Raw genomic sequence first — 13,780 nt, 5'->3', positions numbered from 1 at the left:
ATAAATGAGGAGCTTAATGACATTATTTACACAAAGATTGAGCATGTACCAAATGGAAGAATCTGATTGGCCTCTTTTTCTAGCGCTTCATCGCGATCCTCAAGTCCTTAAGTTTTGTTTTGATATGCCAATGGAGTCACTGGTAAGAAACCGCTTTGAGATACGCTTGCCTAAGTGGAATGCTAAATCACGTCATCCCCTGTGTTTACTCATTATTAATAATCAAACAAAACAACCTGTGGGTGTTACAGGTTTTGCCTATGACGGAGAAACCGCAGAGCTTGGTTATTTATTATTGCCAGAGTATTTTAATAAAGGCTACGCGACAGAATCCCTAAGAGCTGTGATTGACTGGGCTTGGAAAGAATGTGGTATTAGGCAGTTTAAAGCAGTCGTAACGCGTGGCAATATTGGTTCTGAAAAGGTGCTTGGTAAGTGCGGTTTAACCCATACCGATACACTTTTTAAAGTGCATACAATAGGCGAAAAGTTATATGACGATTTAATTTATACGCTTAAGGTGTAGGGTTTTAATGGGCTAGTAGCCTAGCCCAAAAAGTGTTTACAAGTGAAGTGAAATAGCTTTTCGGTCTTTTTCTGGCATGTTTTCTACGACTAAATTAAATGAGTTATCAATCATTCTCTCAATTTCACCTTGTGCAATTGTGCCGTCTAAAATTACTGTGTTCCATAAGCGTTTATTCATATGGTAACCAGGGATCACTGCCGGGAAAATATCACGCAATGATATTGCTTCATCAGGATCGCACTTTAAGTTAAGCCACCAAATAACCTCACCATCATCATTAGTTTGACCGTCATTGCCAATAGCAAGAGTCGCAAACATTTTATGATTCACTTTATATACATCAACCTCTTGCGCAAATGGTTTTGTAACCTGAACAAGTGGTTTTTTAACTAAATACTCATGTACTTTTTTCTGGTCCATGATCCATTCCTTGAAGTCATACTCGGTAAAGCTACCATAGCAGTTTTTTTCACATTTGATTATATGTATTTTAGTATAAATTAAAATTTTACAAGCTAATACAACATGTAGCGTAAAACCAACGTAATTTTAGTTGAACAAAATCCAGTTCGTGGTATGTTTCTGGCAATCAAAAAAATAATAGGAATTCACACATGCCAAAGGCGAGTGATGTTAAAAAAGGTACGGCTATTGACTTCAATGGCCGCGTTTTAGTTGTAAAAGATATTGTGCGCTCTGTGCCGCAAGGTCGTGCTGGTGGTAGTTTATACCGTATGCGTTTATACGATGTGGTAACAGGTGGTAAAGTTGACGAAACATTCAAAGACAGTGACATGCTAACGCTGGCTGATTTAACCCGCCGTGAAGTAATGCTATCGTACATTGATGGTGACGAGTATGTGTTCATGGATAATGAAGATTACACGCCTTACAACTTAAGCAAAGATGCTATTAGCGAAGAAATTTTATTTGTTAATGAAGAAACACAAGGCGTACACGTAATTGTTATTGATGGCGCGCCAGTAGGGCTTGATTTACCGTCAAGTGTTGAACTTGTTGTTGAAGAAACAGACCCATCTATCAAAGGTGCATCTGCGAGTGCTCGTTCAAAACCTGCACGTATGTCAACTGGCTTAAATATTTCTGTGCCAGAGCATATTTCAACAGGTGACCGTATCCGTATTAATACTGTTGAACACAAATTTATGGGCCGTGCTGAAAAGTAACTTGTAATACCAACCTGCATAAATCTTTGATCAATTTAACGAATTAAATTGCACTATAACGTCGTTAAAAGTTTTTTATTTACGACTGCATGGATGCAGGAGGTAGAGCAATGCAGGGAGCAATTGCCGAGAACAACTAGATATAAAAACTTTTGCCTAGTTCTAGCGTAATTTTCTTAACGTTAAATAGACCCCATATATAAGCAGATTGGTATAAATTATAATTTTAAAAGCCGAATCTGTGTTTAACAGGTTCGGCTTTTTTGTGCGCGCGGGGGATTTGTGACTTTAAATTTAATCACGTTAGCGTTAGAATAACCGCCGTATTTTTGAGCAACTTTAAGAGGTGACTTTGTTTATATTTTTACTAAGTATTACATTTATAGCTTTAATGTATTTAGAAGCCATTAAAAAAGGTATGCCAATTAAGCGATGGCTCATTTTAGGCGGTATACTTGGCCCTGTGGCCTGGTGCTTGTTTAATCTACATTATCGTCGTGCTTTAGTTAGAAATGTAGGAATAAATGCATGTATATGGCGCCCTTAATTTATCGACGCCACATTTTTATTTTTTCTAATTAAGCTTGGGGTTGCTTTAGTTTGTTGCTGCTTTAAAAATTCAGTAAATTCACTTTTTGATAGTGGTTTAGAATAGTAATAACCTTGTACTGTTTCGCAATTAAGCTTTTTAAGTATATCAATTTGATGAGCTTGTTCTACACCTTCAGCAACTACATGCAAATCAAGGTTATGTGCAATAGTGACTATTGAGTCGACCATATTACGCCCACGTTCGTTGGTCATGTCATCTATAAATGCTTTATCTACTTTAAGTGTATTAAGCGGAAATTGCTTTAAATACGCTAATGATGAATAACCAGTACCAAAATCATCCATTGCTAAATGAATACCTCGGGCACTTAACGAACGCATAATTGCAATGGCTTCTTTAGGGTCGTCCATTACAGTACCTTCTGTTATTTCAAGCTCTAAAAAGTAAGAAGGTAATTCGTTTTTTTGCAAAATAACGTCAATACGAGAAGTTAAATCGGGGAGGCTAAATTGCTTTGCTGATAAGTTGACAGCTACTCGGCCGCTAAATAAACCGCTATCTAGCCATTCTTTTACGTCTCTGCAGGCTTTATTTAATACCACTTCACCAATTTCAATTATTTGGCCTGTTTCCTCGGCTATGGGTATAAACACGCCTGGGCTAATAATGCCTTTTTTGGGTGTAATAAAGCGCACTAATGCTTCCATTCCTGTTAGCTTGCCTGTGCGAATATTCATTTTTGGTTGGTAGTACACTTCAAAATGGTCTTCTTTTAAACCAAAGCGCATGAGGTTTTCAATTTGCAATCGTTTAACTGCTTGGCGGTTCATCGTGTCGTTAAAAAATAAGTAGCTGTTACCTTTCTTTTTAGCATGATACATGGCGGTATCTGCATTTTTTAAGAGCAGTTCAGGTGTATTACCGTCTTCTGGAAATAATACAATACCTACACTTGAGGTGATTGCCAGTTCGTGGCCAGCCATTTTAAATGGTGTAGCAATGGCGGCTAAAAACTGTTTTGCCATGCGTGTAATTACATGTATGTCGTTAGTGTCAGACATTACCAGAGCAAACTCATCGCCGCCTAAACGATAAAACACATCATCTTCGCGGGTTAGTTTATTTAAGCGCATCGCTAATTTAGCTAATAGGCTGTCACCTAGTTGATGCCCTAACGAGTCATTTATTTTTTTAAAGTTATCTAAATCGAATACAAGCAATGCGTGGTGCGAATTGAGTTTTACTAGTTTATGTAAATCAGTAAAAAATAAATTTCGGTTAGGCAGACTGGTTGTACGATCTCGATTCGATAGATTATGCATTTGCGATTCGGCTTTTTTACGCTCTGTTAAATCGGAATAAACCACGACATAATTGGTTATTTGATTTTGATCGTTTTTAATTTCATCTATAGATATTTCTATAGGCAATAAAACGCGCTCACTATTACGAAGCTTCACTTCTTGTTGGATATGTTCGCGCTCTTTTACTATTTCAATAATTTTTTTTGTATAGCTTGGCTCATACCCAGGTAGGTTAAAATCTTTTCCTAAGTATTGCTCGCGTACGCCACCAAACAAGGTTAAAAAGCTAGGGTTTGTATCAACCAGTTTAAAGTTTTTATCGTAAATTGCTAAGGCATCGGTGAGCGACTCAACACATTTAGCAAAAAGGTTTAGGCGCTCTTCCGTTGATTTTAACTGTGATATATCGCGAACGGTACCTGTCATTCTAAGAGGTGATAAGTTAGCGTCTTTTTCAATTATTTTTCCGCGATCGAGCACCCAATGCCAACGACCAAATGTATCTTTTATCCGGTAAGTGGCTTCAAAAAAAGCAGACTGCTGTGCAAAGTGTACTTTTAACAAGTGCTCAACGTTATTAATATCGTGAGGGTGAATAAGGCCTTTGTTTGGCGGAAACCCCATTAAGGTAGTTGAATCCATTAAGTACTTATCGTTAATACGAATAACTTCGCCTGTTTTTATGTTCCAGTCCCAAAGTGTATCGCCACTACCTTCAACAGTACTTTTAAGGCGTTTTTCAGAAAGATGGAGTTGGCAGCGTGAGCGTCTAAGTTTGTGGATTACAAATAACAGGTAGGGCAAAGCAAACGCTATAATGGCGCTTGCTAGTATAAGTATATTGTCGGAGTTGTAATTAAGTGATGACTCAAAGGCAAAAAGCTCAAATGAGTAAGCAAGTACTACAAGCATGCTTAGCTTTATTATTATTTTTATCATTTTTTTATTACTTCTAATTTACAAATGATAATTTAAAACAAGCTAAACCTAGTGTCAAAGAGATTGAGAGTAAACGGGCATATTTTGAGATTTATTGACTTTTGCCGAGCTTAAAAGCTCATATCTTGGTCTATTATCATCAAATAGGCTTAGTGCATAAACTTTTAGTTCTTTTAGGGTTAGCGCATTTAAGGCATCTAAAAGTCGTTGTTGCATATGAAATTCATGATCTCTATTGCCTATAGCAAGCCATAACCGTTGTGAGCGCAGGCGCAAGTTTTTATCTTTTTCTGCAATATGAGTACTAAGGCCGTGTTTTTGCTGTTGCCAATCGTTTTCATCAAGTGCATCAATGTTATCAAGGTAGTTTTTAATAAAACGGTTATGTCGATGCAATAAAGTTTTTGCATCAAACTTAGGTGACTGCACATAAAATGCTATACCAGCACGCGTATTAAATGGTGCATAACCTGCGCCTACTAAGTAGCCAAGTTGCTGTGTAGTTCGTAATTCATTAAAGTAATCTTGATTAATTAAATGATTTAACGCCATCATTTTTACTTTTTCGGCCACGCAATCCGTTTGCGCTTGATAGTAAATAACCATTGCATGGTCGTTACAAGGAAGCTCTAACTCGTAGCGAGTTACTTTTTTAATTTCAAAAAGAGGGCGTCTTAAATCTTCAATTATGGTTGCGTTTTTTAAGTGATTTGCGACCTTTTTTTGAAAGGCTATTGCATCACTTTGCTGCCAGTTACCATGTAAAAATGATTCAACATGTAGTGCTTTAAAAAAGTCTGTTCTGAACTCATTAAATTGCTGAAAACAGGTGTTTTTTAATGCCGATGCAAGCTCCCCAGGTTGTGGGTTCCAAGGCATTATTTTTGCGCCTAAAATGCTAAATAACTCACTGACTGGTTTGTTTTGGTTGCTATTGCGCCAATGCCTTACAAGCTGTTTTTTATATTCAGCAAAGCGTTTTGCACAGATCTCTACATTAAATAAAGCATCTATTAATTGATCAACAAGCTCTAACTGGCTAGATGAAAGCCCCGCGGTATGTAGAGTTAATCCACCTTGATGCGAGGTTAAGTGGTAGCTAAGTCCCGCAAGTTCTGCTGGATAAAATTGCTCGCCCACACTATCCATAAATAAATCTGTAAATAAGCGGGTGAGTGCCATATGTTTTACATCTTTTACGGCAAAATCAGAATCCATGGCCAAATAAAAATGGCCTTTAGCAACACGAAATGTGTTGTCTTGTTTAAACCAAAAGTCAAAACCGGGTTCTTTTACTAATAACTCGGGTTTTGTTTGTGGTTTTACGACATCAAATAACACCACTTCTTTTGTTAAATAAGGATTAGCTGTAGGTAGCAGCATTTCGCTCAACGGCTTATTTATCTCGCTAAGGGCATCAAGCCAACTAGGTGAAATATGTTCTACTTTATATGGTGTGTTGTACCATGCCGTTTTATGTTCAGGCTCTACATCTGGATGTATAAGTACGATGCGCATATTATGTGGCGTTAACCACTGCATGGCCATTTCGTGGGTCGCTTTTTTAAAGCCTTCCATTAAATAGTCGCCTTGCACGTAGTTTGCTTCATCGTAATGCTGCATATTAATGCTTAAATTACTGACCCAATCAATCAGGCGTGACTTTTCTTGGTTATCGAATGCTATTTGTAATAGATTTTTTTTATCTTGGTATAAGCGTGGCAATTTTTCGGTGTTATCGTTAATTAAGCAAATGTATTCAAACACCATTTCAATAATGTCTTCGAAGTATTCAATACCCTCATCGGTAAGCGCTAAGCTAATATTAAAATCTTTAAAGTTGCTGCCATTAATACCACCGCCAGCAGAAAGTGCATTGATCCAGCCTTGCTCTTTTAAAATAGAATAAAGAGAACCCGCGCCTTCATAGCCAAGTAAGTGGGCAATAAAACTTACTGTTTTATGGCGATAAAAGTCGTCAATATTAGGCATAGCAAAACTTATAATAAGTTTTTGCATATGCTTATGTGGCTCAATATGGAGTATTTTTCCTATGTCTTGTTTGCGATAAAGTGGCTCACTGATCTCTGGCTTTTTAAGGTTTTTGTTGCCGTTAATTGCGCCAAAGTAAGTTTGAGTCCAGCTTTGTAGTGTGTCTAGTGTTTCGTTTGCGCAAATAACTAAAGTCATCCACTGAGCTTGGTACTGGCTATTAAAAAAGTCACGAAGTTCATCACTAATACAGCGCTCTCTGTCAGCTAAGGTTTGTAGGTTTCCTACAGAAAATTTAGCAAATGGATGAGCTGGATTTACCGTTTCTTTGTGGGCTTGATAAATACGGCGACCGTCGTCTTTTATTTTTAGTTTAAACTCGGCTTCAATTGCGTTACGTTCTTTTTCTGTTTCGGCTGAATTTAAAAGAGGCGCAATAAAAAAGCGGCTAAATTGGGTAAGTGCTTGTTCAAATTCTTGATTGTTAATATCAAAAAAGTAACAGGTATGCTCAGTGCCGGTCCACGCATTGGTGTTGCCGCCAGCTTGCGAAACAAAATTATTAAAACTGCCTGAATCTGGGTATTGGTCAGTGCCTAAAAAAAGCATGTGCTCTAAAAAGTGTGCTAGGCCTTGCCTATCAAGAGGGTCGTCAAAATGTCCGGCATTAACTGCCATTGATGCTGCCGCTTTTGTAGAATCTTTATCTTGCACTAATAGTACTTTTAGACCATTGTCCAGTGTAAAGGCGCGGTATGCTCTGTTATCATTGCGGCTGATATTCAAATGATGCTCCTGAAACTAAACGTTTACTTGTTAACAACAGATGATGGCTTCAGGAAAGCGAAGTACAGCTTAAAGATTTACCTGAATCTCATGAAAGAACTATTTTAGAAATAAATAGATTTATATTGTTAATATAGCTGACAAACGGGCAAACTGGCTACTGTTTTATATTCTTTAATCGGTTGATTTTTTATGAAAACAATCCTAATAATGCGCCACGGCGAAGCAACACCCATGCAGGCTGATGATGCAGGTAGAAATTTAACCCAAGCAGGGCATGAAGAAGCTGAAAAAATGGGCCTTTGGCTCAGTAAAGCACATTACCCTGATGCACTGTTAGTTAGTCCTTACATTCGAGCACAGCAAACAGCTGCAGGTGTGGCTAAAAATAACGTATTTAAATTTAGCGAAACCACGTCTGATATAATTCCCGAAGGCAAACCTCAAATTGCTGCTGACTACATCGAAACACTTATTGCTACTCACCCCCAATGCAATACATGGCTTGTTGTATCACATATGCCTATTGTAAGTTATTTAGTGGACCAATTAAGTCCTGGCAATATGCCCATTTTTAATACGGGTGCTGTTGCTGTTATTAGTTACGATGAGCAAACCCAGCGTAGTAGTTATTTAAGTATAAATGCCCCAGAAAACGTTTAAATATAAATAATTGGGTAAAGTAAAATGACAATAGAACGTTTACAAACAGGTGCGCGCATGAGCCGCATTGTAAAACACAACGGCACTGTGTATTTATGTGGGCAGGTATGCGCCGACGCGCAAAAAGATATCAAAGAACAAACTCAAACTATGCTTGATAAAGTAGAGGCATTGCTTGATGAAGCGGGAAGTTCAAAAGAACATATGCTTAGCGCGACTATTTATGTAAAGAGCATGGAATACTTTGCTGATATGAATGCAGTATGGGATGCATGGGTAACCGAGGGTTATGCACCAGCACGTGCCTGCGTAGAAGCTAAAATGGCACGTGATGCACTGCTTGTTGAAATTTCAGTAGTCGCAGCTTTAAAAGAATAATAGCTTTAATGACTCGCTCCCCCGTTGTACTTATCACAGGCTCTAGTCGAGGTATTGGCGCAGCTACTGCACTATATTTTGCAAAGCATGGTTATGATGTTTGCATTAATTATAAAGCTGATTTAGCTAGTGCGATATTGGTGGCAGAAAAAGTAAAGCGATTAGGCGTTGAGGCTGAAGTAATTCAAGGTGACGTATCACTAGAGGCTGACGTTTTAGCTTTATTTATGCATATAGATAAAGTCTTTGGTCGACTTGATGTACTAATAAATAACGCCGGTATTTTAAAACCACAAATGCCTTTGTTAGATATGAGTGCTGAGCGAATAAACGAAGTTTTGACAACAAATATTACTAGTGCTTTTTTATGTAGTCGTGAAGCAGTAAAGCGAATGGGAAATGGCGGTAGTATTGTTAATGTATCATCGGGGGCCGCTAAAACGGGCTCTCCTAATGAGTACATTGATTATGCAGCATCTAAAGGTGCAATGGACACATTTACTATTGGCTTGGCCAAAGAGGTGGCAAGTAAAGGTATTCGTGTTAACTCTGTTAGACCTGGGCTTATTTACACTGATATGCATAGTGATGGCGGTGAAAAAAATCGAGTCGATCGTCTTAAAAGTAAATTACCCCTTGGCAGAGGCGGTACACCCGAGGAAGTTGCTGCAGCAATTTACTTTTTAGCTTCCAGTGACGCTTCATTCACTACAGGTGGTTTTATTGATGTAGCTGGTGGCTTGTAAGTGTCACCTATTTTGCTGAGTAAGAGACACTATGTTGGACTGTTAAGCTTTGAGGATAAATACCCTTATTCTCAGCTATGGATTGCAAGTTGTCAGTGTTCTTGATTCACTGTTTTTTTGGTTAAAAACGTGGCATGTTCTAAAGCTGTCTTTAACCGTTATATGCAATGTAGAACCATCGCCCGTAGCTGGCGCTGTCCCACCATAGTGAGGGCCTTTTGAGATAGAGCAATTACCCTGATCCCAAAAAATAGCAAGTGCGTTATCATCTGAATTTCGGATTAACCATTGCCAGAAAGTGATACTACCTTGATCTTGAGGGAAAATGGCATCGTCACTGACTATACATTCCGCGTAGCTACTAAGTGATAATAAGCTTAATGAGCATACAATGAGTTTAATCAATTTTATATTAATGGTTTTCATATTTTTCACCTTTGTTGTTGCATTAAGTTGCTAAGTAAAAATAGCAACAATAAACAATTTTAGGTATAAGAGTGGTTCATATGATTTTCAATGAGCTATGTAGTGCATTGCAGAGGCGTTCAATAGAAATATTAAAAGTTGATTCCACTATTGAGATCAACTTTAAGATTGGATTGTATATAAATGAGAGAGGTTAAAAGAAGTCACATAAAATGTAGGCACTATTAACTAAATTTAGCATAATCGCTATTACAGTTTCCTATTGCAGAGCTAGATTGTAACTTTTCACTGGCGGATTTTACTTGAACTCTATCTTCTGCCGCTAAGCTAATTACAGTATTACATAATTGGCAGCAAAACTTTTCTCCTGCACATAAGGCTTCAATACTAATAATAATTTTAGAATGCTGACAGTGAGGACAGTTAATGGTATTTGTTAAATTCATAGTAGTTCCTACATGTTTTAAATAGCGCCTTTATTAAAAGGCGCTTATGAGTTGTTATCCAGGTTTTGTATCCTCATTTTTAGGATTTTTGATCATTATAGGCTGAATAGCTGCCGTATATGCCTGGATTATTGTTGTTACTCCTTCAGGAAGTGGCAACTGTCCAGCATTAACTGCTACGGTGTATTTAGCGGAATTTGACTTTTCGTAGTGCTCTTTATCTGAGGATGATGACTGGCTAGTTGATTTAACGGATCCCTCTACTTTGGCAGAAAATCCCATATAGCTAAAACCAGCTTCAAAGCTACCACTAGCTTCTCCACTCTGGCTATCTGACTTTTCAGTGTCGTGTGAATAAGAGCTTTTCACTTCCATTTCAAAACTAACATCAACATTTTTAACGGCAAGCGAGTTTAACGGTAAAATAGTTAAAATAGGTAAATTTAAAGTAGAGACTGCAGGCGTTGATGACTCACCTGTATCTTGATTAATAACAGGACGAGTAATTTCAAGCTTGACCATAATAGGTCTACGTACACCTCCTTCTTTATCTTTATCATCGATTGGTTGAAAACAAGTTTCTAATAAAAACTGCGTTTGCGTAATTGCCATGTTTGCATTGGCATCAGCTGCTGCATTTAAAGGAGCACCAATTAAAGATTTCATTGGTAAACCTGAAAATTGTTGAGCCATACTTACTAGTGAATTTTCCATTATAGTATCCTTTTTCTAATGTTCGTTTTTTACCCAGGAATTTGCGCCCTAAGTGAACGCTCATAGCCCTCAATAAGTTTTTGAAGGCCTTCAGGAGTTTCACCTCCTTGAAGTTTTATTTCGATTTCCACATTAGAAGTGCTTCTTTCTTGTGATTTAGAAAAAATACCTCTTTGAGTTTGCTTTGGAAATGCGACAAATAATTCGTTTTGATCGTTAGCAGTTACTTCTAGGTTTGCTTTTATGCTAACTTCGTGTATTTTTTGTGAGCTGATTGGTGTCAGAGTTATAATAGGTACATCAACATAGCTGATCTTAGGTCCATTATGGTCCTTATCTGGGAAGGCCATTTGCATTGTTTTGGGCTTAAGTACGCGTCGAATTTGATTATTAGATGCTAGTTTTTCATTGTGGTTTTTGAGAATGTTAAGCGCTGACTCTGTATCATCACTATCGATAAATGTTTTAACTTTTTGAATCGATTCATCATCAAGATCAGTTACGTTTTCAATGGGTATTTCTACAATTTCAAAAAACTTATTGATATGTTTTATACCTTGAGCTTCAACCTCATTAGCGGCTTGCTTAATGCTTGAGTGAAGTTCGTGTATAAGCGATCTAAATTTAATCATCTTTGTATTCCGTTGTGACTTTGTTATGTCAGTTATAGGTATTAAAAGAAGATAAGTTAATAAGAGTTGATCTTATGATTGTTTTGAAATGGCTATCCTTTTCCTTGCTGTCGATATAGTGCGCTGACTAATGCCAAATACTCTGATTAGTTCATCGTTTGCCATGCCGTTTTTTATTGAATTCTCATACGCTATTTTTCTAAGTAAACTAAATATGCCCCACCTATTTGGAATTTCAATATAGCCAGATGAGTCAGCAAGAGAGCAAAGTTTTCGGTAATGAGATTCTGTTAAACTTATCTTTAAACTCATTTCTAATTTTGACTTATGTTTACCTAAGTAAATTTTTTTACCACCGTGCTTTTCTATAAAATCATAAAACTCATTGGCAGTGAATAGTTCTACAAGTTCGGATAAGAAAAAGGGCAGCCTGGCAAGTACTTCAACCTTATAATCTTCATAAAAAATATATAACTCATTCATATGATTTATTTTATTCGTATAAATTGCACCAAAAATTTCGTAATGCATCCTTTGCGACTCCAACTGAAGGGGTACACTTCAAAGACGTTACCTTTAAAGTCTTGTACGGGTTTCTTTATTTGTAGTTTTCAGGAGCTAATAAGGACATAAGAATGATTCATATGAAATTAACATCTTGTTAGTTTTTTCGTTTTAATTGTTTTTTATTTTTTTTGCAGTGCTTTATGATGGGTTTTAGATCGGGGAATGTTTTGTTATATCCTAACTGGTTAAGGTTAGGTATATGTATTTATGGTCAAGTTACTAAAATTAATTTAAAAAGAGTTAAAGCGCATAGTTTTAATTTTGTCACAACAATATAGTCAGCCAAAGTGTAAAACTAATAACACTTAAAATAGTAGAAAGCACGACAGCCCCAGCAAGAGTGGCTTCATGCTGCTTTATTTGATTCGCAATAAGATAAGCATTTACGCCAACAGGGGACGCACTTAAAAGTACCAATACATTAAGTATTTGCGTGTCTAGTTTAAATAGATAAGTACCTACCAATAAAACTAGCGCAGGCAATAAAAATATTTTTAAAATTGATGCTATTAACGCGGGTTGCCAATTTGCAGCTATTTTATAAAAAGCTAAATTTGCACCAAGTACAAATAGCGCACAGGCAATTGCTGGTTTAGCTAATAGCTCCAAACTATTTGCTAAGTCGATGAACAATGTTACTCCTAATATGTTTAATATAAGCCCGCATCCAATACTTAGTACTATTGGGTTTAACACCATACTTTTTCCAAAGTGCGACCACGAAAATTTATCGCTACTGCCTTTAGCTCCTATTAAAAAAGTAAGTGCAAATAACAATGTGCTATGAAAAGTAATGATCATAAACGCAATGGCTATCATCTCTTTGCCAAGCGATGCAATAACAATAGGAATACCCACTAACACCATATTTGAATAGCTAGAAGCAAGTCCAAAGACGCCGTGTTGTTGGTAATTTTTTAAATACTTTTTATTTAAATAAAAGCGATCAATTAAAATACCCACCCCAAACACGCTCAGAACGGGTATGTAAAAACTCAAAAATGCAAAAAGGCTAATGCTTTGCTGTAAGTTAATTTGCGACATATTTAACAATAAAAAAGCAGGCAAACTAATATAAAAAGTAAATTTACTTAAGCCTGCAATATGCTGCTTTTCGAAAAATTTTAATCGGCAACAGCTGTAACCAAACGCAACAATAAAAATGAGCGGAAAAATAATTGAAAAAATATGCACGTAGTTACATCCTAGTAATAGCTAAAGTTAGCGTCTAAATTCATCACTTTGCGGTAAATTAATTAAAATAAGTACAGCGCCTCTTCCACCATATTCGAGAGGGGCTTGGTGCATCGCTATTACGTCAGGGTGCTGTACTAAATACTGCGGTACTTTGTGTTTTAGTACACCGCCACCAATACCATGCACTACACATGCACAATAGTAATGCTGCTTTTTACATTCGTGAATGAGTCCAGCGAGTTCATCTTTAGCAAGTTCTTTATTTAAGCCATGTAAATCTAGCGTCAAATCGGGTGCAAAGTCACCACGGCGAAGCTGTTTAGCTAGGAAGGTATCTTGGCCAGGTTTTACATATTTAACCGTGCCGTGGGTGTCTATATCGGGAATATAAACGTCTGAGAAGAAAAATTCAGATTGAGCCTGCTTTTTTTGCTGGGCAAATTGCTTAGCTTGTGACACCTTAGGCTTTGTATCAAAACGATGAGTATCTTGTTTAAATACTTTGGCGCCTGTGATCGTTTGACGAAATAAGCTTATGTCGTCATTGCTTAGGGACGAATGTGATGGAGTGTCTTTTTTCATAACTATTACCTAAACAAAAAAACGTAAAAACGCAGCGCAAAAGGCGGTACAATACTTAAATGAGGGGCAATTGTAATTTGCCCAGCGCAGATAGGCAATGCAATCGTCTTAAAGACTCAAAACAGTCAGTAAGCTAATA

At 37.1% G+C, this 13,780-nt stretch carries 16 protein-coding genes; 6 read left to right on the top strand and 10 right to left on the bottom strand.

The window, feature by feature from the left end; all coding sequences use genetic code 11:
- Positions 1–16 precede the first annotated feature (16 nt).
- Positions 17–526 carry a GNAT family N-acetyltransferase gene (locus GQR54_RS05325; RefSeq protein WP_010554658.1) on the top strand — a complete coding sequence of 170 codons (510 nt, stop codon included), beginning with the start codon at positions 17–19 and terminating at the stop codon, positions 524–526.
- Positions 527–562: 36 nt separating this feature from the next.
- Here GQR54_RS05325 and GQR54_RS05320 read toward each other — a convergent pair whose 3' ends face one another.
- A complete protein-coding gene (locus tag GQR54_RS05320) occupies positions 563–949 on the bottom strand; it encodes an MmcQ/YjbR family DNA-binding protein (protein WP_166376772.1) in 387 nt (128 codons plus the stop codon).
- A 194-nt stretch (positions 950–1,143) separates the two neighbouring features.
- Between GQR54_RS05320 and yeiP the strand changes: the two genes are divergently transcribed.
- Both yeiP and GQR54_RS19550 read left to right on the top strand, forming a co-directional pair.
- On the top strand, positions 1,144–1,716 hold the full coding sequence (gene yeiP / locus GQR54_RS05315) for an elongation factor P-like protein YeiP (RefSeq protein ID WP_007580599.1): 573 nt from the start codon (positions 1,144–1,146) through the stop codon (positions 1,714–1,716).
- Between the two features lie 352 nt (positions 1,717–2,068).
- Positions 2,069–2,263, top strand: coding sequence for a hypothetical protein (locus GQR54_RS19550; protein WP_231609324.1), 195 nt, complete (start codon positions 2,069–2,071; stop codon positions 2,261–2,263).
- On the opposite strand, the gene GQR54_RS05310 is transcribed toward GQR54_RS19550, so the two are convergent.
- On the bottom strand, positions 2,260–4,512 hold the full coding sequence (locus GQR54_RS05310) for a bifunctional diguanylate cyclase/phosphodiesterase (RefSeq protein ID WP_166376771.1): 2,253 nt from the start codon (positions 4,510–4,512) through the stop codon (positions 2,260–2,262). The two genes, GQR54_RS19550 and GQR54_RS05310, sit on opposite strands and share 4 nt — an antisense overlap.
- A 54-nt stretch (positions 4,513–4,566) precedes the next feature.
- On the bottom strand, positions 4,567–7,290 hold the full coding sequence (locus tag GQR54_RS05305) for an insulinase family protein (protein WP_010554661.1): 2,724 nt from the start codon (positions 7,288–7,290) through the stop codon (positions 4,567–4,569).
- A 192-nt stretch (positions 7,291–7,482) separates the two neighbouring features.
- On the opposite strand from GQR54_RS05305, the gene sixA reads away from it, so the two are divergent.
- From sixA to GQR54_RS05290, 3 genes are read left to right on the top strand one after another with little or no spacing between them, the layout of a single operon-like run.
- Positions 7,483–7,953 carry a phosphohistidine phosphatase SixA gene (gene sixA / locus GQR54_RS05300; RefSeq protein ID WP_166376770.1) on the top strand — a complete coding sequence of 157 codons (471 nt, stop codon included), beginning with the start codon at positions 7,483–7,485 and terminating at the stop codon, positions 7,951–7,953.
- Between the two features lie 24 nt (positions 7,954–7,977).
- Complete coding sequence (locus GQR54_RS05295; protein WP_024591642.1) at positions 7,978–8,331, top strand: RidA family protein; 354 nt, start codon at positions 7,978–7,980, stop codon at positions 8,329–8,331.
- A gap of 8 nt (positions 8,332–8,339) precedes the next feature.
- The gene (locus GQR54_RS05290) at positions 8,340–9,077 is read left to right on the top strand and encodes an SDR family oxidoreductase (RefSeq protein ID WP_166376769.1); all 738 of its coding nucleotides are present in this window, start codon (positions 8,340–8,342) and stop codon (positions 9,075–9,077) included.
- Positions 9,078–9,152: 75 nt separating this feature from the next.
- Here the strand turns inward: GQR54_RS05290 and GQR54_RS05285 are convergent, their stop codons facing one another.
- The 7 genes from GQR54_RS05285 to smrB form a co-directional block, all read right to left on the bottom strand.
- Positions 9,153–9,503, bottom strand: coding sequence for a hypothetical protein (locus tag GQR54_RS05285; RefSeq protein WP_166376768.1), 351 nt, complete (start codon positions 9,501–9,503; stop codon positions 9,153–9,155).
- Positions 9,504–9,727: 224 nt separating this feature from the next.
- Positions 9,728–9,949, bottom strand: a complete 222-nt coding sequence (locus GQR54_RS05280; RefSeq protein WP_166376767.1) for a hypothetical protein — start codon at positions 9,947–9,949, stop codon at positions 9,728–9,730.
- Between the two features lie 54 nt (positions 9,950–10,003).
- A complete protein-coding gene (locus GQR54_RS05275) occupies positions 10,004–10,663 on the bottom strand; it encodes a DUF2589 domain-containing protein (protein ID WP_166376766.1) in 660 nt (219 codons plus the stop codon).
- A gap of 29 nt (positions 10,664–10,692) precedes the next feature.
- Positions 10,693–11,295 carry a DUF2589 domain-containing protein gene (locus GQR54_RS05270; protein ID WP_166376765.1) on the bottom strand — a complete coding sequence of 201 codons (603 nt, stop codon included), beginning with the start codon at positions 11,293–11,295 and terminating at the stop codon, positions 10,693–10,695.
- Positions 11,296–11,367: 72 nt separating this feature from the next.
- A complete protein-coding gene (locus GQR54_RS05265) occupies positions 11,368–11,826 on the bottom strand; it encodes a hypothetical protein (RefSeq protein WP_166376764.1) in 459 nt (152 codons plus the stop codon).
- A gap of 300 nt (positions 11,827–12,126) precedes the next feature.
- Positions 12,127–13,056: an AEC family transporter gene (locus tag GQR54_RS05260; RefSeq protein ID WP_166376763.1), complete on the bottom strand. Its 930-nt coding sequence runs from the start codon at positions 13,054–13,056 to the stop codon at positions 12,127–12,129.
- Between the two features lie 27 nt (positions 13,057–13,083).
- Complete coding sequence (gene smrB, locus GQR54_RS05255) at positions 13,084–13,641, bottom strand: endonuclease SmrB (protein ID WP_007377742.1); 558 nt, start codon at positions 13,639–13,641, stop codon at positions 13,084–13,086.
- Positions 13,642–13,780 lie beyond the last annotated feature (139 nt).

This window comes from Pseudoalteromonas sp. Z9A4, assembly GCF_011378845.1.
In the GTDB taxonomy this organism is placed as follows: domain Bacteria; phylum Pseudomonadota; class Gammaproteobacteria; order Enterobacterales; family Alteromonadaceae; genus Pseudoalteromonas; species Pseudoalteromonas arctica.
The sequence above is the reverse complement of the archived record's forward strand: the minus strand, read 5'-3'. Positions and strand labels throughout refer to the sequence as shown.